The sequence below is a fragment of the Candidatus Microthrix subdominans genome (assembly GCA_016719385.1).
Classification (GTDB): Bacteria; Actinomycetota; Acidimicrobiia; order Acidimicrobiales; family Microtrichaceae; genus Microthrix; species Microthrix subdominans.
This window is the reverse complement of sequence record JADJZA010000001.1, coordinates 620,421-642,252: the sequence shown is the minus strand read 5'-3', so window position 1 is coordinate 642,252 and position 21,832 is coordinate 620,421. Positions and strand designations below refer to the sequence as shown.

General features: G+C 69.3%; 14 protein-coding genes and 1 pseudogene. 4 read left to right on the top strand and 11 right to left on the bottom strand.

Annotated features, from left to right (window positions below; translation table 11 throughout):
* Positions 1 to 16 precede the first annotated feature (16 nt).
* The 5 genes and pseudogenes from IPN02_03015 to eno all read right to left on the bottom strand — a co-directional run bounded on the left by IPN02_03015 (position 17) and on the right by eno (position 6,430).
* On the bottom strand, positions 17 to 1,669 hold the full coding sequence (locus IPN02_03015; GenBank protein MBK9295845.1) for an ABC transporter substrate-binding protein: 1,653 nt from the start codon (positions 1,667 to 1,669) through the stop codon (positions 17 to 19).
* 422 nt (positions 1,670 to 2,091) lie between these two features.
* A pseudogene (locus IPN02_03010) lies at positions 2,092 to 2,828 on the bottom strand (ABC transporter substrate-binding protein).
* Between the two features lie 168 nt (positions 2,829 to 2,996).
* The gene (locus IPN02_03005) at positions 2,997 to 4,643 is read right to left on the bottom strand and encodes an ABC transporter substrate-binding protein (GenBank protein MBK9295844.1); all 1,647 of its coding nucleotides are present in this window, start codon (positions 4,641 to 4,643) and stop codon (positions 2,997 to 2,999) included.
* Between the two features lie 79 nt (positions 4,644 to 4,722).
* On the bottom strand, positions 4,723 to 5,142 hold the full coding sequence (locus tag IPN02_03000; GenBank protein ID MBK9295843.1) for a septum formation initiator family protein: 420 nt from the start codon (positions 5,140 to 5,142) through the stop codon (positions 4,723 to 4,725).
* Positions 5,126 to 6,430, bottom strand: coding sequence for a phosphopyruvate hydratase (gene eno / locus IPN02_02995; GenBank protein ID MBK9295842.1), 1,305 nt, complete (start codon positions 6,428 to 6,430; stop codon positions 5,126 to 5,128). Before eno ends, IPN02_03000 begins: the two co-directional genes overlap by 17 nt.
* Positions 6,431 to 6,579: 149 nt before the next feature.
* Here eno and IPN02_02990 point away from each other — a divergent pair, with 149 nt between their 5' ends.
* Complete coding sequence (locus IPN02_02990; GenBank protein MBK9295841.1) at positions 6,580 to 10,101, top strand: AAA family ATPase; 3,522 nt, start codon at positions 6,580 to 6,582, stop codon at positions 10,099 to 10,101.
* Positions 10,102 to 10,146: 45 nt separating this feature from the next.
* Here IPN02_02990 and IPN02_02985 read toward each other — a convergent pair whose 3' ends face one another.
* Both IPN02_02985 and IPN02_02980 read right to left on the bottom strand, forming a co-directional pair.
* Positions 10,147 to 10,740, bottom strand: a complete 594-nt coding sequence (locus tag IPN02_02985) for a Fe-S cluster assembly protein HesB (protein MBK9295840.1) — start codon at positions 10,738 to 10,740, stop codon at positions 10,147 to 10,149.
* A 57-nt stretch (positions 10,741 to 10,797) separates the two neighbouring features.
* On the bottom strand, positions 10,798 to 14,304 hold the full coding sequence (locus IPN02_02980) for a GMC family oxidoreductase N-terminal domain-containing protein (GenBank protein ID MBK9295839.1): 3,507 nt from the start codon (positions 14,302 to 14,304) through the stop codon (positions 10,798 to 10,800).
* Between the two features lie 246 nt (positions 14,305 to 14,550).
* On the opposite strand from IPN02_02980, the gene IPN02_02975 reads away from it, so the two are divergent.
* On the top strand, positions 14,551 to 14,928 hold the full coding sequence (locus IPN02_02975) for a hypothetical protein (protein ID MBK9295838.1): 378 nt from the start codon (positions 14,551 to 14,553) through the stop codon (positions 14,926 to 14,928).
* A gap of 7 nt (positions 14,929 to 14,935) precedes the next feature.
* Here IPN02_02975 and IPN02_02970 read toward each other — a convergent pair whose 3' ends face one another.
* A complete protein-coding gene (locus IPN02_02970; GenBank protein ID MBK9295837.1) occupies positions 14,936 to 16,384 on the bottom strand; it encodes an inositol-3-phosphate synthase in 1,449 nt (482 codons plus the stop codon).
* A 25-nt stretch (positions 16,385 to 16,409) separates the two neighbouring features.
* Here IPN02_02970 and IPN02_02965 point away from each other — a divergent pair, with 25 nt between their 5' ends.
* On the top strand, positions 16,410 to 17,345 hold the full coding sequence (locus IPN02_02965; protein ID MBK9295836.1) for a LysR family transcriptional regulator: 936 nt from the start codon (positions 16,410 to 16,412) through the stop codon (positions 17,343 to 17,345).
* A 58-nt stretch (positions 17,346 to 17,403) separates the two neighbouring features.
* On the opposite strand, the gene IPN02_02960 is transcribed toward IPN02_02965, so the two are convergent.
* Positions 17,404 to 18,222 carry a thioesterase family protein gene (locus tag IPN02_02960; protein MBK9295835.1) on the bottom strand — a complete coding sequence of 273 codons (819 nt, stop codon included), beginning with the start codon at positions 18,220 to 18,222 and terminating at the stop codon, positions 17,404 to 17,406.
* Positions 18,223 to 18,327: 105 nt separating this feature from the next.
* Positions 18,328 to 19,314 (bottom strand): diaminopimelate dehydrogenase, encoded by a 987-nt coding sequence (locus tag IPN02_02955; GenBank protein ID MBK9295834.1) that lies wholly within the window; start codon positions 19,312 to 19,314, stop codon positions 18,328 to 18,330.
* 130 nt (positions 19,315 to 19,444) lie between these two features.
* Here IPN02_02955 and IPN02_02950 point away from each other — a divergent pair, with 130 nt between their 5' ends.
* Positions 19,445 to 20,908 (top strand): aldehyde dehydrogenase, encoded by a 1,464-nt coding sequence (locus tag IPN02_02950; GenBank protein MBK9295833.1) that lies wholly within the window; start codon positions 19,445 to 19,447, stop codon positions 20,906 to 20,908.
* 6 nt (positions 20,909 to 20,914) lie between these two features.
* Here IPN02_02950 and IPN02_02945 read toward each other — a convergent pair whose 3' ends face one another.
* Positions 20,915 to 21,826 carry an alpha/beta hydrolase gene (locus IPN02_02945; protein ID MBK9295832.1) on the bottom strand — a complete coding sequence of 304 codons (912 nt, stop codon included), beginning with the start codon at positions 21,824 to 21,826 and terminating at the stop codon, positions 20,915 to 20,917.
* Positions 21,827 to 21,832: the final 6 nt, after the last annotated feature.

Sequence of the window (21,832 nt, the reverse complement as noted above, 5' to 3'; positions counted from 1 at the left end):
CTACCTTCCTCGGTCGTCACGAGCCCCCACCCTCTACCCAGATCCCGTCGACCGGGGTGCCGGTGGCCAGCCCGGTGTAGGGCTTCATATCCTTCTGGTCCGGCCCGAGGATCCCGTGGACTTCGGGGACCGACGCGATGGTCCACAGGCTCCAGTTGAGCCACAGGTTGTGGGCCTGTTCGGCGAAGCGCTTGTTCATGTTCTCGTAGATCTCGGCCCGCTTCGCCTCGTCGGGCTCCGAGCGCCCCTCGTCGAGCGCCTTGTCGATCTCGGGGTCGTTGATCTTCCCGAAGTTCACCGGCGAACCCGTGTGCCACCACACGTACTGCGTGTCCGGGTCGCCGCCCGGATGGTTGCGGAACAGCATCATCTGGAAGTCGCCGCCGATCGCACGGTCGATCAGCGCGGCCTGGTCGGTCGAGGTCAGCTTGACGTCGATGCCGGCGTCGGCCAGCTGGCTCTGGATCAGTTCGGCGTTGGTCTTGGTCGAAGGATCGCTGGCATAGGAGAGGGTGAACGACAGGTCCTTGCCGGTCGCCTTCTTGTAGGCCGCTGCGTGCTCCTTGGCCTTGTCGACGTCGTAGGACGGGAACCCGGTGTCCTCGACGTAGCCCATGTTGCCCGGCGCAAACGGGCCGGAGGCGACCTCCTGAAGACCACCGGTGCGCAGCTTGGTGAACTCCTCGCGGTCGACGCCGTAGGCGACGGCCAGGCGGGCGTCCAGGTTGTCGAACGGCGCCTTCGCCTCGTTGTTCATCCCGTAGCTCACCTCGGCGGCATCCGAGTTGGAGATCTCGTTGATCTGGCCGCTGTCGGCGAGCGGGGCCAGCTGCTGGGCGGCCTCGCCGCCCGATGCGTGGATGATGTCGAACTGACCGGTCTGGAGACCCTCGACTCGGCTGTTGGTGTCGGGCACCGGCCGGTACTCGATCTCGTCCAGGTACGGCAGCGCGTTGCCGTCGGCGTCCGTCTGCCAATAGTCGGGGTTCTTGTCGGCCACGAACTTGTCGTTGACCTTCCAGTCCTTCAGCTTGAAGGGCCCGGTGCCGATCAGGTCCTTGTCGCAGTTGTCGGCGTTGTCCAGCTGGGCCTGGGCCATGATGCCCAGACGACCACTGGAGAACAGGAAGCTGGGCAGCGCGGGCCACGGCTTCTTGGTCGTGATCTTCACCGTCGAGGCGTCGGTGGCCTCCACCGTGTCGATGTTGTCGAGCACGAAGATGAACAGCAGCGGCTTGCGCCCTGCGTACTGGCCCCGGTAGGCGTCGAGGTTGTTCTTCACCACCTCGGCGGTCAGGTCGGTGCCATCGTGAAACTTCACGCCCTCACGGATTTTCAGGGTCCACTCGTCGAAGGCGTCGTTGGGCTCGATCGACTCGGCGAGCATCGGCACCATCTTGCCCGACTCGTCGGGCTGCACCAGCGTGTCGTAGATCGTGCGTGCCACCTGGATGCCGGCGATGGCCAGCTGGCCCTCGGGCAGGCACCAGCCGGCGTTGGTCTCGGCCTCGAGGGCGTAGATCACCCGTCCGCCGGGTACCGGGGTGCCCTCGTCACCAGGAGCGCTCGCGGTCTTGCCCCCCGAGTCCCCGCCACCTCCGCACGCCGCAGCGACCAGGCCCATGGCCAGTGCCGCTGCGATTCCACGCGTTCGTCGAGACGTTCCCATGCCTGCTCCCCCAACTCATTCGATCGGTCCACCAAGTGCCGACGCCGTGTGACGGCTGCCGCACGGCGCACTGTATACGCGAAACCTCGTGGCGCAAGGTGCAAACCGTTCCCCCCCCCCCCCCCCCCCCCCCCCCCCCCCGGCCCCCCCCCACCTGGGTTCCGGACGCCGACGGTCGCGCGCTGATGCGACCCATTGGACCAGGCCGGACACGGGCCTGACCGGCAAAGGCTGAGCCCGGGATCGGCTCCCCGCCGTCCCCCGACCTTGCGGGGCCCAGCACGCCACCAGAACGGTCGGGGCGCCTGGTTACGCCACACATCTGGACGCAGGTGATCCAGGATCACCGATGCCCGCCTGATCGGCAAAGCGGCGGTTGAGCCCCCCCCCCCCCCCCCCCCCCCCGGGGGGGCCCCCCGAGGCTTCTGTCCCGTGGCCTGCTCGTAGGCCGCAACGTGTTTCTTGGCGGCCGACAGGTCGAACGGCGGCATGGGGGTGTCCTCGACGTAGCCCATCGAGCCGGGCGCAAACGGCCCCGACGCCACCTCCGTCTTTCCCTGGTTGAGGGTTTGGTTGAGCGCCTCCCGGTCCAGCGCCGACGCCACCGCCAGCCGTGCATCGAGGTTGTCGAAGGGCGCCTTGGACTCGTTGAGTAACAGGTAGGCAACCTCGGCAAAGTCGAAGGTGGTGATCAGGTTGGCCAGCCCCTCGTCGACGATGGTCTCGGCCTGAGAGATGGCGTCGCCGTTCTCGATGTGGGCGGCGTCGTAGGTGCCGGTCGCGACGCCTTCGATCCGTTGGGTCTGCTCTCCCTGGGGCCGAAACTCGATCTCGTCGAGGTACGGCAGCGGCTTGCCGTCCTCGCCGTCCTGCCAGTAGTCGGGGTTCTTCTCGGCGCTGAAGTGGTCGTTGACCTTCCACTCGGTCTTCACGAAGGGGCCGGTGCCAACCAGGTTCTCGTCGCATGGTTGTCGAGCACGAACAGGAACAACAGCGAGCTGCGCCCCTCGTAGGCTCCCCGGTAGGCGTCGAGGTTGTTTTTCACCACCTCGGCGGTCAGGTCGGTGCCGTCGTGAAGCGTCACGCCCTGGCGCAGCAGAATCGTCCACGAGTCGAAGGTGTCGTTCGGCTCGACCGACTCGGCCAGCATCGGTGCCATCTCGCCGACGCGTCGGGCTGCACCAGCGTGTCGTAGATCGCTCGGGCCACCTGGATGCCCGAGATGGCCAGCTGGGCCTCGGGCAGGCACCAGCCCGAGGCGGTCTCGCTTTCGACGGCGTAGATCACCTGGCCGCCGCGTTGGGGTGTGCCGGCGTCGAGACACCGGCTACCCCTGCTCGATCCACAGGCCCGAAACCGGCTGTCCGGTGGCCAACCCCGGGAACGGGGGGTTTCCGTCGACCGGAGGGCCCATCACGCCGTGAACGGTCGGCGCGCTGATGACGCCCCACTTGGTCCAGGTGAGCCAGACGTTGTGGACCTCCTTGGCAAACTGACGGTTGAGGTCCTCGTAGATCTTGGTGCGCTCCGCCTGGTCGGAGGAGACCCGGCCCTCCTCGAGCAGCCGGTCGATCTCGGGGTCGTCGAGGCGACCGAAGTTGACCGGCGAGCCGGTGTGCCACCAGACGTACTGCAGGTCCGGGTCGCCGCCCGGGTGGTTGCGCCAGGTCAGGGCGCCGAAGTCGCCGGAGATGGCACGGTCGATCTCGGCCGACTGGTCGGTCGACTGCAGCTTCATCTCGATGCCGGCCTTTGCCAGCTGGGCCTGCCACAGCTCGACGGCGGCCTGGGCGTCAGCGCTGCCCGCATAGGGCACGGTGAAGCTGAGCTTCTTGCCCGCCTCCTTCTCGTACGCGGCCACGTGCTTCTTGGCGGCGGCGAGGTCGAAGCCCGGCATGCCGGCGTCCTTGAGATACCCCATCGTGCCGGGCGCAAAGGGCCCCGAAGCCACCTCGAGCAGTCCGTCGTTGAGGATCTGGTTGGCCGTCTCCGGGTCGAGTGCCTGGGCGACCGCAAGCCGGGCGTCCTTATTGTCGAACGGCGGCTTCGACTCGTTGAACAGGAAGTAGTTCACCTCGGCGTAGTCCGAGTTGTCCACCAGGTTGACCACCCCCTGCTCGGCCAGCGGCTGGGCCTGGGCGAGGGCCTCGCCCCCCTGGATGTGGGCGGCGTCGTAGGTGCCGGTCTGGATGCCCTCGATGCGCTGGGTCAGCTCCGCCTGGGGCCGGAACTCGATCGTGTCCAGGTAGGGCAGCGGCTTGCCGTCCTCGCCCTCCTGCCAGTAGTCGGGGTTCTTCTCGGCGGTGAAGTGGTCGTTGATCTTCCACTCCTTCTTCACGAACGGACCGGTGCCGACCAGGTTCTCGTCGCAGCCTTCGGCGTCGTCCAGCTGGGCCTGCCCGACGATGCCCAGGCGGCCGTCGTTCCACAGAAAGCTGGGAAAGGACGGCCACGGGGTCTTGGTCGTCACCTTGACCGTCAGGTCGTCGGTGGCCTCGACCGTGTCGATGTTGTCGAGCACGAACACGAACAACAGCGGCTGGCGGGCCGGGTACTGACCCCTGTAAGCGTCGAGGTTGTTCTTCACCACCTCGGCGGTCAGGTCGGTGCCGTCGTGAAACTTCACGCCCTTGCGCAGCAGAATCGTCCACTCGTCGAAGGTGGCGTTCGGCTCGACCGACTCGGCCAGCATCGGCTTCATGTCGCCGGACGCATCGGGTTGCAGCAGCGTGTCGTAGATCGCCCGGGCCACCTGGATGCCCGAGATGGCCAACTGGGCCTCCTGAAGGCACCAGCCCGAGTTGGTCTCGCCCTCCAGGGCATAGATCACCTCGCCGCCCCGTTGGGGTGGGCCCTCGTCCCCGTCGCCCTCGGCGCCGCTGGAGGCGTCCCCTCCCCCACCACCGCAGGCGGCGGCGCTCAGGGTCAGTGCCAAAACTGCTGCGATACTGCGCGTTCGTCGAGCTGTTCCCATCGTGTGCCCCTCAGGTGATCTGTGAATCATCGCGACCCTAGGTCAGCGATCTCTCCGTTGGAACCTTGGAGGAGCGGACCTACGGGTCCGTCGATGCCGGGGCCGCCGGGTCGAAGTCCCAGCCCTTGGCCACCCACGGCGGCACCTCGCCGCCCTCGGTCGGCGGCAAGACGACGTAGCTCTCCTCGCCGGGAAAGACCATGCCGTGGTTTCGGCGGGCGAGCACCTCGACCTGCTTGGGATCCTCGAGCTCGGCCTGGCGCCGCTCGAGCTCGGTCGTGTCGCCCTGGAGCTCGGCCAGTTCGGCGCGGGCCAGGCTCAGCTCCGAGCTCTGGCTGAACAGGTTGCGCACCGGAAGTGCGAGCAGGGCAAGAAACAGCGACACGACGGCCAACGCAACCACCCAAAACCAACGGCGACGGGTGGGCAGGCGGGCAGCCTTGGTGGCGGCTCCGTCGCCAGGTCGGGCCGTTGCGGCCCTTTTAGGACGGGGCGCCACGTCGCATCACCGGTCGCGGGCCCAGCGCCGCCCCGCCCTCGAAGACCGCCTCGTCGCCCAGCTGCTCCTCGATGCGCAACAGCTGGTTGTACTTGGCGACGCGATCGCTTCGCGCTGGCGCACCGGTCTTGATCTGAGCGCAGTTGGTCGCCACCGCCAGGTCGGCGATCGTCGCGTCCTCGGTCTCGCCCGAGCGGTGGCTCATCACCGACGTATAGGCGTTGCGGGTGGCCAGCTGCACCGCTTCGAGGGTCTGGGTGAGGGTGCCGATTTGGTTGACCTTGACCAGGATCGAGTTGGCGACGCCGGAGTCGATCCCCCGCTGGAGGCGGGCCGGGTTGGTGACGAACAGGTCGTCGCCGACCAACTGGATGCGGTCGCCGAGGCTGGCGGTGAGCTGCGCCCAGCCATCCCAGTCCTCCTCGGCCATGCCGTCCTCGATCGACACGATCGGGTAGCGGTCACACAGGCCGCTCAGGTAGGCGACGAACTCGCCCGGTGCCAGGTCCCGGCCCTCTCCGGCCAGGCGGTAGAGCCCGTCGGAGTAGAACTCGGTGGACGCGGTGTCCAGGGCGAGGGCGATGTCCTCGCCGGGCGTCCGGCCGGCGGCCTCGATCGCTTCGACCAGCAGGGCCAGCGCTTCCTCGTTGGAGCCGAGGTTGGGCGCAAAGCCCCCCTCGTCGCCGACCGCCGTCGACAGTCCCCGGTCGGACAGCACCGACTTGAGACCGTGGTAGCACTCGGTGCCCCAGCGCAGCGCCTCGGAGAACGAGGCCGCCCCGACGGGCACGATCATGAACTCCTGAAGGTCGACGTTGTTGTCGGCGTGCTCGCCGCCGTTGATCACGTTGAGCATCGGGAGGGGCAACACGCAGGCCGACACGCCGCCGACGTAGCGGTACAGCGGCAACTCCAGGCTGGACGCCGCCGCCTTGGCGACCGCCAGCGACACCCCCAGCACCGCGTTGGCTCCCAGACGTTCCAGGTTGTCGGTGCCGTCGCATTCCAACATCACCCGATCGACGCCGCGCTGGTCCAGCGCATCGAGGCCCAGCACCAGCTCGGCGATCTCACCGTTGACCGCTCCGACCGCGCCGAGGACGCCCTTGCCGGCGTACGCGTCGCCGCCGTCGCGTCGCTCGACCGCCTCGAACGCACCGGTCGACGCGCCGGATGGCACCGCCGCCCGGCCGACCGACCCGTCGCTCAGGCCCACCTCCACCTCGACGGTGGGGTTTCCTCGAGAGTCGAGGATCTGTCGGGCCAGTACGTCATCGATGAAGCTCACGTGGGAAACGCCTTTCGCTCATGACCGGGGTGATCAACGCTAGCGCCGGAGCGGTGCGCCGACGCGGAGGGCGCCGCCTGTCACCGACAGCGTTCAGCGCCGCCGGACCCGTTTCGGGACGGGCGGCCTCGGGTCGGTACGGTACTTGCGTGGCCGGATCCGAAGCGATGAGCACGACGGCGGCCGGATTGTTCGTCGAGATCTTGGGCCCACTGAGCGTGACCATGGACGGCCAACCGATCGGGCTCACCGGGCCCAGCCGGTGCGGCCTGTTCGCTCGTCTGGTGCTCGCGCACGGAGAGGCGGTCGGCTTCGACACGCTGATGGACGATCTCTGGCCCGGACGCGCCCCCGACTCCGCCAAGCGAAACCTGCAAACTCAGGTGCACAACCTGCGAGCACTGCCCGGCCTGGATCGGATCGAGACGATCGGCGGACGGGCCTACCGGTTGGTGCTGGCGCCCACCGAGCTCGATGCGGTGCTGGTCGATGACGCCTTTCACGCCGCCCGCAGCCTGGCAGCGGTCGATCCCGGCGCAGCTCTGACCCGAACGCGCGACGCCCTGGCGCGGTTTCGTGGGCCGCCCCTGAGCGAGTTCGCCAGCCAGGACTGGGCCCGCGGTGAAGCCGTCCGACTCGATCAGTTGCGCAAGGACGTACGGGCTCTCGAGATCGAGCTGCGCCTCGAGACAGGCGATGACGCCACCCTGATCTCGGAGCTCCGGGTGCTCAGCGAGGCCCACCCGGAGAACGAGCGGTACTGGGAGGCGCTGATGACCGCGCTGTACCGGGCCGGGCACCAGAAGGATGCCCTCGCCGCCTACCAGAGCGCACGCCGGCGCTTGGGCACCCAGTTCGGCCTGGAACCGGGCCCGGCGCTCAAGGCGCTCGAGCACCAGATCCTCAGACACGACCCCGGCCTGATCCGGGGAACCGCCATCGCCCCCACCAGCCCGCTCGAGGGGTGCAGCTGTTGGGTTGACGACGGTGCCACCCCACCGGTGGGTCGCACCGTCGAGTTGGCCCGCCTCGGCGCCGCCGTCGAGGCGCGAGCCCGGCTGATCGTGCTGAGCGGCGAGACCGGCAGCGGCAAGACCAAGTTGGTCACCGAGTTGGTTCGCGGCCTCCGAGCGGCGCCGCGCCACCGCACGGTGCTGTTCGGCTCATGCGACGACTCATTGAGTCGACCGTTTCCCGCGCTGGCCGATATCGCCGAACACGCCGAGATCCACAACCCCGGCCTGCTCACCGGCCTGGAGTCCAGCGCGTCGATGGAGACGCTGCGCCGGCTGATCGAACCCGAGGACGACGCTGCGGCGCCCCCGGCGACCGGCAGAAACGCGCTGGTGTCGGCGCTCAGCGCCCTGGTGGCGCGTGCCGGATCGTCGCCGGATGGTGACGGCACCCCGCCGTTGCTGATCATCGATCAGGTCCACGACGTCGACACCGACACGCTCGATGTGATCGGCCGTCTGCTCGCCCCAATGGCTGCGACGCCGGTGACCGTCCTGTTGATCACCCAACCATCGGGGTTGATCCCGACCGCCAACCTGGCCGATTGGCTGGGCACCCTGCCCCATCAGGTCGAGGTGGTCGAGATCGACCTCTTGCCGCTCGACGAAATCGCGGTTGGCGAGCTCGCCGAAGCTCTGGGCCGACCCGACGTCGATCGCGCCGAGTTGCTGTCCGGCAGCGGCGGCAACCCGATGTTCATCGCCCACCTGCTCGCCGACCGTGACGGAGCACCGATCACCACACCGCTCGCCCGGTTGGCACGGCGGCGGATCGCCCGCTGTTCGCCCGAGGCGGTCACCATGCTGCAGGCGGCGGCGGTCGACGGCGCGCGACCCCGCGGCTGGCTGACCGCTGCGCTGTCGGGCCTCGACGCCGATGCCGCTGCGTCGGCCCTCGGCGAGCTGCTCGACGACGGACTGCTCATCCGCCTGGCCAAGGCCCAACGCATGGACGATCGCAGCGACCCGGCCGCTGTCTCGGATCGGTATCGGTTCGTGCACGGCCTCATCCGACGTGTGATGTTGGAGGAGATCGGGCCGGCGAAGCGCCAGGCGATGCACCGGCGGGCCGCCGAACTGCTGGCCGATCGTCGGGCGGGCGGCGATGTCGTCGGCGCCGGTGACATCGCCCGGCACTACCTCGCGGCTGCGCCGCTGGTCGGCCGCGCCCCGGCGATCGACTGGCTGCGGACATCGGCCGATTCGGCGGTTCGCAACTCGGCCTACGAGCGCGCCGATGCCGAGCTGGCCGCTGCGCTGGCTTTGGTCTCCGACGATGCCGACGACGACGTGCTGGCGGCGGAGCTCTTGATCGAGCGGGGCCGGGTCTGGTCGACCTTCGTCCACGAGGGCGACGGACGAGCGCTGCTTCATTCTGCGATCACCCGGGCCCGGCGAGCCGGCCGCCTCGACCTCGCCGCCCTCGCGGCACTCCACGTCGGCGGCGTCCTTCCGATGGGCGACGCCTCCGACCCGTCGATCCCCGCCCTCGTCACAGATGCCCTGGACTGGCTGGTCGACGACGAGCCGTTCCTGCGGGCCGAGCTGACCGCACGCCTGGCCGAACTCGGCTATTGGGATCTGTCCGAGTCGGCCCGGCGGGCGCTGTGCGACCAGGCCGAGCGCTTCTGCGACGCCGCCCCACCCGAGATTCGGGCGCGGGTGGGGATCAACCGGTTCTGGGCCTGCGAGCTCGATGCCGGCCCGATCGCTGCGTGGCGGCTGATCGAGCGTCTCGACGATCTGGTCGCCCAAGCGGGCGACCAGATGCTGGCCCTACAGGTGATCAAGTGCCGGCTGCACGCCACGCTGACCTCCGGCGATCTGGAGGCGGCCGACGACATCGCCGCACGCTTCGGAGCCTCGGCCAACGAGGTTGGAGGCGCAGATCTGGCCCGCCTCGATCGCCTCTATCACGCCATGCGCGCCGGTTCACAGGGCGATTTCGATCGGGCCGAAGCGCTGGCCGATGAATCCAAGCGGCTGTTGGTTTCCACCGGCCGGGAGCTACATGCCGAGGTGGTCGACCACCTGGTCCGGCTGCCATGGCAGATCTTTCGGGGGGACCACGAGGAGGCCCGGCAGTTCGTCGTCGCCATCTCCGGGTTCACCACCAGGGCCGACATGTGGACCTTCCTCGATGCCTGGCTGTTGGCCATCTCCGGCGATGTCGACGGGGCAGATCGCCTCATCGACGGCTTCGACCTGGCCTCGTTCCTCGAGGGCGACGCTCGCTACAACGGCTCGGTGATAGCCGCTGCGGCAGCCATGGTGGCCCACGCCACCGGCCGGGCCGATTGGGCCGCACTCCTCGTCGACTGGTTCGCCGACCACGCCGATGCGGGCATCATCCTCGGACAAACGGTCTTCATGGGGTTCGGCTGGCACTACCTCGGCATGGCCGAGGCGACGCTGGGCGGGGCCGACCACAACGAGGCCGCGGTCGACGCCCTCCGCCACGCCAGCCGGCGGTCTGCGCGGGTGGGCGCCGAACCTTGGAAGTTGCTCGCCGACATCGAGCTGGCCCGGCTTGGCGCCGGGACCGACGACGACCGTCGGGCGGAGGCCCCCGAGGCGCTCGCAGCGCGAGCCGACCTCCTTGGGCTCAACTGGTTGGCCGGCCAGGCCCGGGCCCTGTCACCGACCGTGGTGTCGTGAACCGGACGCGCTGAACCGCCCGCCTGCATCGCCTGGGGCCGATCGCTACTCCTGTTTTGACTTGCCGCGCTGCTTCTGGGCCTGCTTCCACTGGCGCACCAGCGTCAGCTCGTCGGCGCTACCCACATCGGCGGCGGATCGCGGCGTGTCGTCGCCGAAGGCTCCGGCCGCCTTTTGCCAGCCATCCAGGCGCACGTCCAAACGCTTGGCCAGCAGGGCGACGAAGATCTTCGCCTTCTCCTCGCCGTACCCGGGCAGGGTCCGGAGGCGGCGGTAGAGCTCCGCTCCGTCGTCGGCGGTCTGCCAGAGCGTGGCCGCATCACCGCCGTATTCGTCGACCAGAATCCGGGCCACCCCGTGGGCGCGCTTGGCCATCGACTTGGGATAGCGGTGCAGGGCCGGCTTCTCGGCGAACAGTGCGATCACGTCCTCCTCGTCCAGGGCGGCAAGCCCCTCGGGGGAAAACGAATTGGGCTCGGCAGCCTCCATGCGCTCCCGCAGCCGGGCCGGCGACCTGAAGGCCCACTCCATCGGCACCTGCTGATCCAACAACATGCCCAGCAGCAGAGCGAAGGGATCCTCGAGCAACAGGGCGTCGTCGTCGGGATCGCCGGTGATCGGAAAGCTGAGATCGGCCATGGCCGGAGCGTAGACCGCCTGCTGACGGCCACAGAATGCCCGTCCCGGCGGTGACGCCTACCGGGCGTCGAGAAACTCGAGGATGTGCGGGAACACGTCCCGGTCGACCCGGCGGCCGATCAAACCGTCGAGGTGGGCGTAGCCGGGCAACTCCCGCCGCTGGTGCAGCTCCGGCCCATGGTGGGAGCGCAGCCACGCCAGGGTGCGCGCCGAACTCGAGGGCAGCACCAGGCGGTTGCGGGTGCCGGCCAGAAACAAGATGGGGAGGTTCAACCGCTCGACGTGGGGCAGGTAGGCGTCGCTCCCGTCGGCACCGACCAGCCGACCGGCGGTGAACATCGACCCGACATGGTCCATGCCGCGCAGGGAGCCTTCGCCGAACAGTTCGGCGATGCGGCTGTGGGTGTAGCGGTCGAGGTTGGCGTGGTGGTGGGTTGGCCCGTAGAAGAAGAACACCCACCGGCACACCGGCGAATCGCAGCGCTCGCCGTGCGCCAGCGGCGTGGGCCGGGCAGCCAGGTCGGCCAAGCGGGCGGCCAGGCCGGTGCCCCGGTCGGGGAACACCGAGGTCAACCCCAGCGCCTCCAGCTTGGGCCCGGGCCGAAGCCTCGCCCTCAAGCGGGTGAACGCCGGCACGTCGAAGTGGGCCGCCATCTGCGAGCACACGACCGCGCCGACGCCGTCCATGCCGTCGAGCAGCGCCATCAGCACGGTGGCTGCACCAACGCAGTGGGCTACGACCGACACCTCGTCGGCTTCGGTGATCGCCCGCACCCGGCCGACGGCGGCCGGCCAATCGATGGTGGCAACCTCGTCCAGGTCGGAGGGGCGCCCGGCCCCGGGAAAGCGGATCGACGATCGGTAGTCGAACAGCCACACGTCGTAGCCGGCCTCGACGAGCACCTCGGTCAGGTTGGGCGCGGCGCTGTCGAGCAGGTAGTGGTCGCTCGACATGCCGAAGCCGGGCGCCAACAACACCGGCCCGGCCGAGCCACCCCGGAAGCGGCGCAGCCCCACGATCGGATCGTCGGGTGGGAGGACGCTCCAGCGTCGGTCCCGGCCCAGCCAATGCTGCTCCATCGGGGGGAGCGCCAGCTGGCGGCGACGTTGGACGCCGCCTTGTGCGGCCCGAAGTTCGGCGCCGCCCACAGCAGCCTTGCCGAAGATGCGGGTCATCGGGAGTGCGAACGCCCCCAGGAACGAGCCGATGGCGCGGGCCTGCTCGGCCGGCGCCCCACCCTCCGGGCCTCGAAGCGACAACCCCATCCGCACCGCGTCGAACGGTGCCAGCCGGGCCAGCCCGTAGGCGCGTTCGACCGGCCGGTCGGGGGCGGCTTCTCCGTCGGGTGCGACCGGGCGAATCGAGACCGCCACCTCGGTGGCGTCCCACAGCCAATCGATGCCGGGCTGATCGAGGATCAGCTTGTCGGCGTCCAGCCGGTAGCGCGCACCGTCGGCGTCGCGCAGCCCCAGGCGATACTCCATCCGGTGTCCGACCGGTTGGTCGGGATCCTCGGCGACCAACCGGAGCGTTCCCCACGTGACGGTCATCGGCGCCGGATGCAGCAACGGCGCATCGACCGTGCCGGTCACCCGCAGCTCGGTCTGCTCGGGGTTGCGCCGCACCGCTGCTGGGTCCTCGACCGCCACCCGCAGGCCAAGGACGATCGGGCTGGCCTGACCGCCGACGATCACGTGGCCGCCCAGGCGTTCGGTGAAGCGCACCCTGGGTCCCGGCACGTCGGGTGCCGGGGCGGCGTCGTCCGGCGCCACGTCGCCCTGTGGGACCGAGTCGATCGGGTCGGCGTCGAGGCCCATCTCGGCCAGCATCAGCCGGGCGGTGCGCTCGGCCAGGGCGGCGATCGTCAGGGACGGGTTGGCTCCCAGCGACCGGGGGACGATCGACCCATCGGTGACGTACAGGCCGACGTAGGTGTGCCGACCGGCCGCACCGGCGAACACCCGACCCCGGTGATCGACGACGCCGTCGCCGGCGTCACCGCCCATCACGCAACCACCCAGCGGGTGAACCGACACCGGTCGGTTGCCGAGCCAGCCGCGATGGCCCGGGTTGCGCACCGGGCGGCCCCCGAGCTGGCGGGCGGCGTCGGCCAGTCGCTGGCCGCCCTCGGTCAGTGAGCGCTGCAGGCCGGCGCCGGGCCAGGTCACCTCGACGCCGGCCCCGGCCAGCTGCACCTGCCCCTCGCTGTCGTCGGCGGCCATGTACAGCGTGGTCGTCGTCCGCGAGACCGCGCCGTCGTAGGGACCGTCGAGGAAGGACCGCAGCCAGCCGGCGACGCGCTCCGGGCCCTCGTGCAGGGGCAGGCGGTCGAGCAGCGCCGAGGCCGCCAGCAACAGCGGCGTCAACACCGCGAAGACGCGCGGCACGGCGCCGTCCTCGATCATCCAATGATCGTCCCGGCTCAGGGGGGTTTCGGGCCCGTCTGCGCCGCCGACGGGCGGGGTTCCGTCCGCGGCGGGACCCGACCGGATCAGCCCGCTGATCGTGGGGCCGACGCCAAGCCAGCGGTCGTCGCCATCGGGTTCGGCGGAGTCGGAAGGGTCGCTGTCGCTGCGCACACCCACCCCGCCGACGGGCTCGTCGGTATCGAAGCCCCAGGCGATCAGGTCGCCGTTGCCCGAGAAGCGGTGCCCGAGCATCGGAGAGGTCTCCAGGCCGGCCTCCCGGGACCGCAACAACACCTCGGTCGAGCCCAGGGCCCCGGCGGCCAGCACCACCCGGTCGGCCTCCACCCGACGACGCACCGATGGCTGGCCGGTGTCGGTCACCACGACCGCCCAGCCGTGGGCGGTCGCTTCGACGTGGGACACCGAGCACGATGCAAACACCTGGGCGCCGCACGAGCGGGCTCGATGAAGGTAGTTGCGGTCGTAGCTGCCCTTGGCCCCGATGTTGCAGCCGGTGATGCAATTACCGCATCCGTTGCATGCCGCCACCTCGAGGCCGGCCGGGTTGGGGCCATCACAAAAGGACACGTTCAGCGGAGCACGCTCGGCGCTGGCGTCGATCCCCCGGGCGCCGGCCATCGCCTCGAGAGCGCTCAACTTGGGAGGGGTGCGGTCGGCCGGCAGGGTTGCGGTACCCGTCAGGTCACCCACCCGGCCGATGTCATCGGCCCACCCGGGGTCGTTGCGCAACTCGGCCGGCCAGCGCCGGTCGTCCATCACCTCGGCATCGGGCATCACCGACACCGAGGCGTTGATCAACGATGTGCCGCCCACGCCGCAGCCGGTGAGGACCATCACGTCGTCGAACACCCGCAGGTCGAAGAGGGCGTCAGCCGCGCCGATGCGGAGGCCGTTGCGCCACAGCTGGCTGTTGGTGACCAACTCGCCCGGGGCTTCGGGAAACGACCCTGGTCGGTGTTCCGTGCCGCGCTCGAGCACCGCCACCCGCAGCCCAGCGCGGGCCAATCGATAGCTCAGCACCGATCCCGCCGGACCGCTGCCGATGACGACCACGTCGTAGCGCTTTTTCAGCCGTCGGGGACCGCTGTGGATCGCGGTGGGTTCATCGGGGGCATCGATGACCTCATAATCCAACCGCCAAACCGGCCCGATCCACTCTGTTGACGGCCTTTTCGACGGTTTTAAGCAGAGATTAAGTGTGCGTTCACCGATGAAGAGACACCGTTGAGCGCCGTCGTGCACGCTGGGAGGAATGTCATTCGCCTCACCCGGGATATCCGGGTCGTCGGAGACAGGCACCATCAACACCACCCGGGGGCACATTCGCCCGCCGGCACTTCGACCATCGGCAGGCTGAAGGTCCCCATGTCCCATGCCATCGTGGATTCCAACGAACTCGAGCAGCACGCCATCGATGCCACCGCCCGCTCGGAGATCCCGATCGGTGGCGGTGCCGATCCCGGCAGACTCCAGCCCGGGCGCTTTCGGGTCGTGTTGGGCAACGGGTTCGCCCGCGACACGGTCGTCGTTCGCTACGGCGGGGTCGAGGTGGCCCGTCGCTGCGGGGTGACCACCCGGTCCGACGGCACCGCCGGCATCGTTTTCACCGAGGTGCCCGTCGGCGCGGCCGACGAACACCTCGGCATCGAGGTCGTGGGCAGGCTGTTGTCCGGCTCGGTCGAACTGGCACCGCCATCGGCCGGCGAGGTGACCGTCGAGGTGCACCTCAACCAGTTCGACGTGCAGGTGCTCCCGTAGCGGAGCGCTACTCGCCCTCGGCGTGGGTGATTGGATCCTCGCCCATCCACGAGCGCAGCGTGTTCTTCAACTTGAGCTGTTGGATGAAGATGTCGTGTTCGGGCGGCACACCGCCGAGCGCGTCGGGCGCCTTCCAGTAGAAGCTCAGCCACTCCTGCAGGCCCGATTGCCCCGCCCGCTGGGCCAGGTCCAAGAACAGCGCCAGGTCCAACACGATCGGGGCGGCCAGGATCGAGTCGCGGCACAGGAAGTCGACCTTGATCTCCATCGGGTACCCCATCCATCCGAAGATGTCGATGGCGTCCCAACCCTCCTTGTTGTCGCCCCGCGGCGGGTAGTAGTTGATGCGTACGACGTGATCGATGTTGCCGTACAGATCGGGATACACCTCGGGTTGGAGGATCGTGTCGAGCACTCCCAGCTTGGACATTTCCTTCGTCTTGAAGTTCTCGGGGTCGTCGAGCACCTCACCGTCCCGGTTGCCCAGGATGTTGGTGGAGTACCAGCCGCGAAGGCCCAACATGCGGGCCTTGAACCCGGGCGCCAGGATGGTCTTGATCAGCGTCTGGCCGGTCTTGAAGTCCTTGCCGGCGAAGGGCACGCCCCGTTCGGCCGCCAGCGTGGCCGCCCATGGCGTGTCGACCGCCAGGTTGGGGGCACCGTTGGCAAAGGGCACGCCCGAGCTGAGCGCCGCCCACGCGTACATCTGCGAGGGTGCGATGTTCTCGTCGTTGGCCTTCATCCCCGCCTCGAACGCATCGGGGTCGGAGTGGACGTCGGCCTTCACCTGGTAGGCCTCGGTCGAGCCGGTCCACACCATCACCATGCGCTCGCAGTTCTCCTCCTCCTTGAAGCGCTCGATGTCCTCGACGAGTTGCCGGGCCAGGTCCCATTTGCTGGCACCCTCCTTCACGCGAATGCCGTCCAGCTTCGATACCCAGCGCTGGTCGAACACCGCCGGCATCGATGCAACGCCCTCGAGTTCCCCGGAGATGGGCGCCAGGTCGGAGTCCTTGAGCACCCCGGCGGTGTGCGCCGCTTCCAGCGCGTTGGCCGAGATCGGGTCCCAGCCGCCGAAGGCCAGGTCGTCGAGCGTCGCCAGCGGAGCGAAGTCCTTGATCATCGGGTTGCGGCCCTCGTCGCGGCTTCCGAGACGGATGTGGGCCATCTGGGTCAGGCTGCCGATCGGCACGGCCTGACCTTGGCGGGCCGCCATGATGCCGGCGATGGCCGTGGTGGCCACCGCACCCATCCCGGGCGTGAGCATGCCCAATCGGCCGGTGGCTGGGGCGATGTCGAGCGCTGGCGGGGTGGCGGGGTTCTGGGAAGGCTGGGTCACAGGGGGTGTCCTCGGTAGGGGCGAATGCGGGATGATGCGGAGCGCGCTGGCGCTGCGTCGGACCGACGTGATCCGAGTGTTGTTGACAGTAACCCTATAGTCAACCCAATGTTCCATCGGTGTTACTTATGATTGAGGTCGCGTGAGACCCGGTGCGAGCGCCGACACCACCGTCCCGGCGCTCTCCACCCAGCAGCTCTTGTACCTCCGCGCCGCAGCGCGTGCGCCCAGCTGGACCGAGGCCGCTGCCCAGCTCGGGGTGACGCAGTCGGCGCTCAGCCAGGGCATCGCCGAGCTGGAGCGACGGCTGGGGATCACGCTGTTCGAACGGCTCGGCCGCAGGCGTGTGCTGACTTCGGCCGGGGCCGTCCTGCTACCCCACGCCGACGGGGTCGTCGCCCAGGCCGCCGATCTCGGCCGAATCGCCAACCGGCTTCGTTCGGGTGCCCGCGGCGCCTACCGGCTGGGGTTGATCGACTCGGCAGCGGTGGCCACGTGTCGCCCCGCTCTGGCCGCCGTGCGCGAGCTGGCCGGCGACGCCCTCCACGTCACGGTCGACACGTCGGTTCCGCTCACCCGAGCCGTCCAGCGGGGAGAGCTCGACCTGGCGGTGGTGGTCGGCGACAACATCGCTTTGCGCACCGGCGGACGGGGCGGCCCGTCGGAAAGCACGGTGACGACGACCACGATCGCCGATGAGCCGATGGTGGTCGTCGCCCCGGGCGGCGTGAGCGCCGACGACCTCGCCGATCCGCAGCGCTGGGGCCCGTGGGTGATGCCGCCGGAGGGCTCGACCACCCGGGTGTTGATCGAGGGCGCGCTGCGCTCCCGGGGGGCCGACCCGTTCACCACGTTGGAGAGCGCCAACCCCACCGTGTTGCAGTCGATGGTGACCCTGGGCCTGGGCTGGGCCGTGCTGCCCGACCACATGGGCGGGCCCCGCCCGGTGAAGCGCCAGCGGGGCGACGGCCTGGCGATCGGGGAGCAATTGGTCCGCCGGACGCTGGTGGCGGTCGCCCGAGCCGGAGCACCAGCCGACCCGCGTACCGAACTGTTTCTCAGCTCGATTCAGAGCTGAGAAACAGCCCCGATCGCTGGCCGCTGGTAGGTCGCGTGTGGAGCCGGCTCAGCGCTGGTCAGACCGGATCGAGCAGCAGGGTCTGGACGGCGCGCCCGAGGCGACCCTGTTCGTCGTAGAGGTCGGCCTCGGCCGTGCCGATGCCCAGGTCCTCGAAACGGGTCACCGCATCGACGGCCACCCATTCCCCCACCGGCAACCGGTGGACGGTCACGGTGAGATCGGGGTTGATGTAGGTAGCCTGCATCGGGTCGACCACGCTCGAGATGCCGTTGAGGAAGTCGGCGGCGGCCACCACCCGTTGGAACGGGCTGGGCTCCACGTCGGGCAGGACGGGAACGGCGAGGCGAATCCAGTCGGTGGCCGGGCCGAGCTTGCCGAACGATCCCTGCACGAGGCTGTGCTCGGTCCCGTCGGAGTGGAAGGCGACCTCGTCATCGGGGAACACCCAGTCGATGTCACCGCCGCCCTGTTGTCGATCGGTCGGTTGTCGGTCGACCGGCCGAATGAGGTCGTCCGCCAGTGTCACCTCACGGCGGCGGATGGCCAGCACCGAGGCCCGCACCAACCTGCGCCCGTCGTCATCGACGACGATGACCTCGGCCACCTGCACCTTGCGGCCGGGCCGCACGATTTCGGCGTGAACGGTCAGCGGAGCGAGCGGCACGGGCCGTTCGAGGTCGAGTGTCAACCGGACGGGCAGACGTGCGTCGGCGCCGCTGTCGGCCAAGACCTGCTCGGCGGCGTGGGCCACCAGTGCCGCCGTCGGTCCGCCGTGCAGCGCATGGGGAGACCATGGTCCCCGGCTGAACCCGGTGGGCTGGTAGCGCCCGTGGGCGTGATCGTGGTCGAGAACGGTGAACAGCGAATCGGCCATCCGTTCACCCTAGAAGTGGTGTCGCCGACGCCAAGGTGCCGGCGATGGAACCGCCATCAGCGTGAACCGACCATCACCGGCACACCCGGTCATCCGAGGCTCGGATCAGAGCAGGTCTCGGCGGAGGTCCTCCGGTGACCGAGGTGACAGCAGCCCGGGGGCCACATCGAAGGGGGTGTTTGCCCCGACGGCACCGGCCTGGTTCATCCGGTGAGCGGCCCGGGCGTAGGCCACCAGCACGCTGGCGGTGAAAGCCGGGTTGTGCTCGAGTTCCAACGAGAACTGCATGGTGTGGTTGTGTCCGTCGGCGGTGGAGGCGCTGCGGATCACAAACCCGCCGTGGGGCATGGCGTCGTGGTCGGCGGCCAACGTGTCGGCGTCGATGAAGGTGACCGTGGTGTCGTAGTCGACGAAGTAGTCGGGCATGGTGATGATGGCCTGCTCGACCGTGTCGGCATCGGCGCCCTCGGCCAGCACCACGTAGCAGTGGCGGGTGTGCTTCTCCCTGGTGGTCAGCTCCGGGCGTTCGCCGCTGCCGGCACGTTCGAGCGCCTCGGGCGAGGGGATGGTGTACTGCACGCCGGCGGCCACGCCGGGCACCCGGCGCACGGCGTCGGAGTGCCCCTGGCTGAGGCCCCGGCCCCAGAAGGTGTAGGTGACACCTTCTGGCAGGATGGCCTCGCCCATCAGGCGGTTGAGCGAGAACAGCCCCGGGTCCCAGCCCGTGGAGATCACCGCGGTGGTTCCGTTGGCCCGGGCGGGGGCATCGACCGACGCGAAGTAGTCGGGGATCTTGGCGTGGGTGTCGTAGCTGTCAACGATGTTGAACATCGATGCCAGCAGGGGCCCCTGCACCGGCAGGTCCTCCTTCGAGCCGCCGCAGCACAGCATCACGTCGACGGTGCCCCGGAGGTCGGCCACATCGTCGAGGCGGTACACCGGGGTGACCGGGTCGGCCGGGCGCACCGTCGCCGGATCCCGCCGGGTGACGATTGCTACCAGTTCGAGGTCGGGGCTTTGGGTGATGGCCGCCTCGGCTCCTCGTCCGAGGTTGCCGTAGCCGGTGATGGCGATCCTGATCTTGGTGCTCATGGTCGTCCATGATGCGGGGCGACCAGCGAGTTCTCCCAACCGACCGGCTGACCCGCAGCATCGGGTCGGCCGGTACGATGCGACGAAGCGCACCACCACACGACGCACAACCACACGACACAGGGGAACCATGACCAACCTGCACCACGACCGGCTCTACATCGGCGGGGACTGGGTGGCACCGGCCACCGACGCCCGCATCTCGGTGATCTCCCCGTTCACCGAAGAGGAGTTGGGATCCACCCCCGAGGGTGCTCCGGCCGACATCGACGCCGCCGTCGTCGCCGCTCGTGGCGCCCTCAACGGCGACTGGGGAAGCACCACGGCCTCCGAGCGGGCCGACGTGATCGACCGGCTCTATGCCCTGTTCCTGGAGCGGTCCGACGACCTGGCCAACCTGATCACCGCCGAGGTGGGCTGCCCACTGTTGTTCAGCCACTTCGGCCAGGTGGGGGCCACCGGCATGGTGCTCGACTACTTCGCCAAGCTGACCCGCAGCTTCGAGTTTGAGGAGGTGCGACCCGGCATGATGGGCCCGGCCCTCGTGCGCCACGAGCCGGTGGGCGTGAGCGCCGGCATCGTGCCGTGGAACGTGCCCCTGTTCATCTCGATGCTCAAGCTGGCGCCGGCGTTGGCCAGCGGTTCGACCATGGTGCTCAAGCCCGCACCGGAGACACCGCTGTCCGCCTACGCCCTGGCCGAGCTGTGCGCCGACGCCGGCGTGCCCGACGGTGTGGTCAACATCGTGCCTGCCGGCCGGGAGACCGGACAGCATCTGGTGACCCATCCCGACGTCGACAAAGTCAGCTTCACGGGGTCGACCGCCGCCGGACGCAAGATCGGTGCCGCCTGCGGCGAGCTGTTGCGCCGGGTCACGCTTGAGTTGGGCGGCAAATCCGCCGCCATCGTGTGTGACGACGCCGACCTGGACGCAATCATGCCCGAGCTGATCGCCAGCTCCACGATGAACAACGGGCAGGCCTGCGTTGCCCAAACCCGCATCCTGGCCACCAGGAGCCGCTACGACGAGGTGGTCGAGGCGCTCACCGAGGCCGTGGCCGCCATCCCGGTGGGCGATCCGGCCGACATGGAGACCGGTTGCGGGCCGCTGATCGCCGAGCGCCAGCGCGACCGGGTGGAGGGCTACCTGCAGATCGGTCGGGACGAGGGTGCTCGCATCACGACCGGAGGCGGTCGCCCCGACGGGCAGGATCGTGGCTGGTTCGTCGAGCCGACCGTCTTCGCCGACGTCGACAACTCGATGCGCATCGCCCAGGAGGAGATCTTCGGCCCCGTGCTGGCGGTGATCCCGGTCGACGACACCGACGACGCCATTCGCGTGGCCAACGACAGCGACTACGGCCTCTCCGGCACGGTATGGACCGGCGACCTCCAGGCGGGTCTGGATATCGCCCGTAAGGTGCGCACCGGCACCTACACGGTCAACGGGTTCGCCATGGAGTGGGGGGCGCCCTTCGGCGGCTTCAAGGACTCGGGCGTCGGTCGCGAACTGGGTCCCGAGGGCCTGGCCGCCTACCTGGAGTCCAAGACGATCAACCTGCCCGCCGGCACGGAGCCGACGCTCCGCTACTGAGGACCGTCAGGCCGAGTCCTGCCCGGCGGCGGTGTGGCCGACGATCGCCCCGATCACCGTGTCCCAGTGGGCCTCGGGGAGTTCGTGGCCCATGTCGGGGATCTCGAGCAGCTCGGCGCCGGGGATCAGCTCGGCGGTGCGCCGACCCCCGGTGGGCTGCACCAGGGTGTCGAGTAGGCCGTGGATCACCAGCGTGGGCACCTTGATGCCGGGCAGCAGCTCCTCTCGCGACCCGCTGGTGAGGATGGCCGCCAGCTGGCGGGGGGTGGCGCCCGGATCGAAGCTGCGGTCGTACTCACGCTCGAGGCGACCCCGCACCGCACGGTCGTCCCAGTGCTCGGGGGCCGACCACACCTTCCAGCGCTCCATCATCGTGGTGATGTAGCCCTCCCGATCCTCGGGCACCGGCGAGATGAGCGCCATGACCGCCTCATCGGTCGGCACGCCCACGTCCATCTCGCCGGTGGTCGAGAACACCGACGTCAGGCTGAGCGCCCGCTCCGGATGATCGATCACGAGCATCTGGGCGATCATGCCCCCCATCGACGCGCCGACGATGTGCGCTCGATCGATGCCCACGGCGTCCAACACCGCCACCGCGTCGTCGGCCATGTCCGACAGCGTGTAGGGAACCTCTGCCAGTTGCCCGCCGCCCATCAGGGCGCCGACCAGCTCGTCCAGGGCAACCGCAGCGTCGTGCAGGTGCGTCGAGAGCCCGGCGTCCCGGTTGTCCAAGGTGATCACGAATCGACCCCGGTCGGCCAACCGCGCCAGGAACTCCGGCGGCCAGCTGACCCGCTGGGCGCCGAGGCCCATGATCATGAGGATCGGAGGAGCGTCGCTGTCGCCCAGCGTCGCGTAGTCGATCGAGATGTCGCCATTGACGGCGACGCTCGCGCCAGCGTTGGATTCAGTCATCTTCGG

Excerpts from the sequence above, each read along its gene's own strand:
- IPN02_02970 (MBK9295837.1), bottom strand. The coding sequence starts at position 16,384 with ATGGAACATTGGGTTGACTATAGGGTTACTGTCAACAACACTCGGATC.
- IPN02_02950 (MBK9295833.1), top strand. The coding sequence starts at position 19,445 with ATGACCAACCTGCACCACGACCGGCTCTACATCGGCGGGGACTGGGTG.
- IPN02_03015 (MBK9295845.1), bottom strand. The coding sequence starts at position 1,669 with ATGGGAACGTCTCGACGAACGCGTGGAATCGCAGCGGCACTGGCCATG.
- IPN02_02955 (MBK9295834.1), bottom strand. The coding sequence starts at position 19,314 with ATGAGCACCAAGATCAGGATCGCCATCACCGGCTACGGCAACCTCGGA.
- IPN02_03005 (MBK9295844.1), bottom strand. The coding sequence starts at position 4,643 with ATGGGAACAGCTCGACGAACGCGCAGTATCGCAGCAGTTTTGGCACTG.
- IPN02_02945 (MBK9295832.1), bottom strand. The coding sequence starts at position 21,826 with ATGACTGAATCCAACGCTGGCGCGAGCGTCGCCGTCAATGGCGACATC.
- IPN02_02960 (MBK9295835.1), bottom strand. The coding sequence starts at position 18,222 with ATGGCCGATTCGCTGTTCACCGTTCTCGACCACGATCACGCCCACGGG.
- IPN02_02985 (MBK9295840.1), bottom strand. The coding sequence starts at position 10,740 with ATGGCCGATCTCAGCTTTCCGATCACCGGCGATCCCGACGACGACGCC.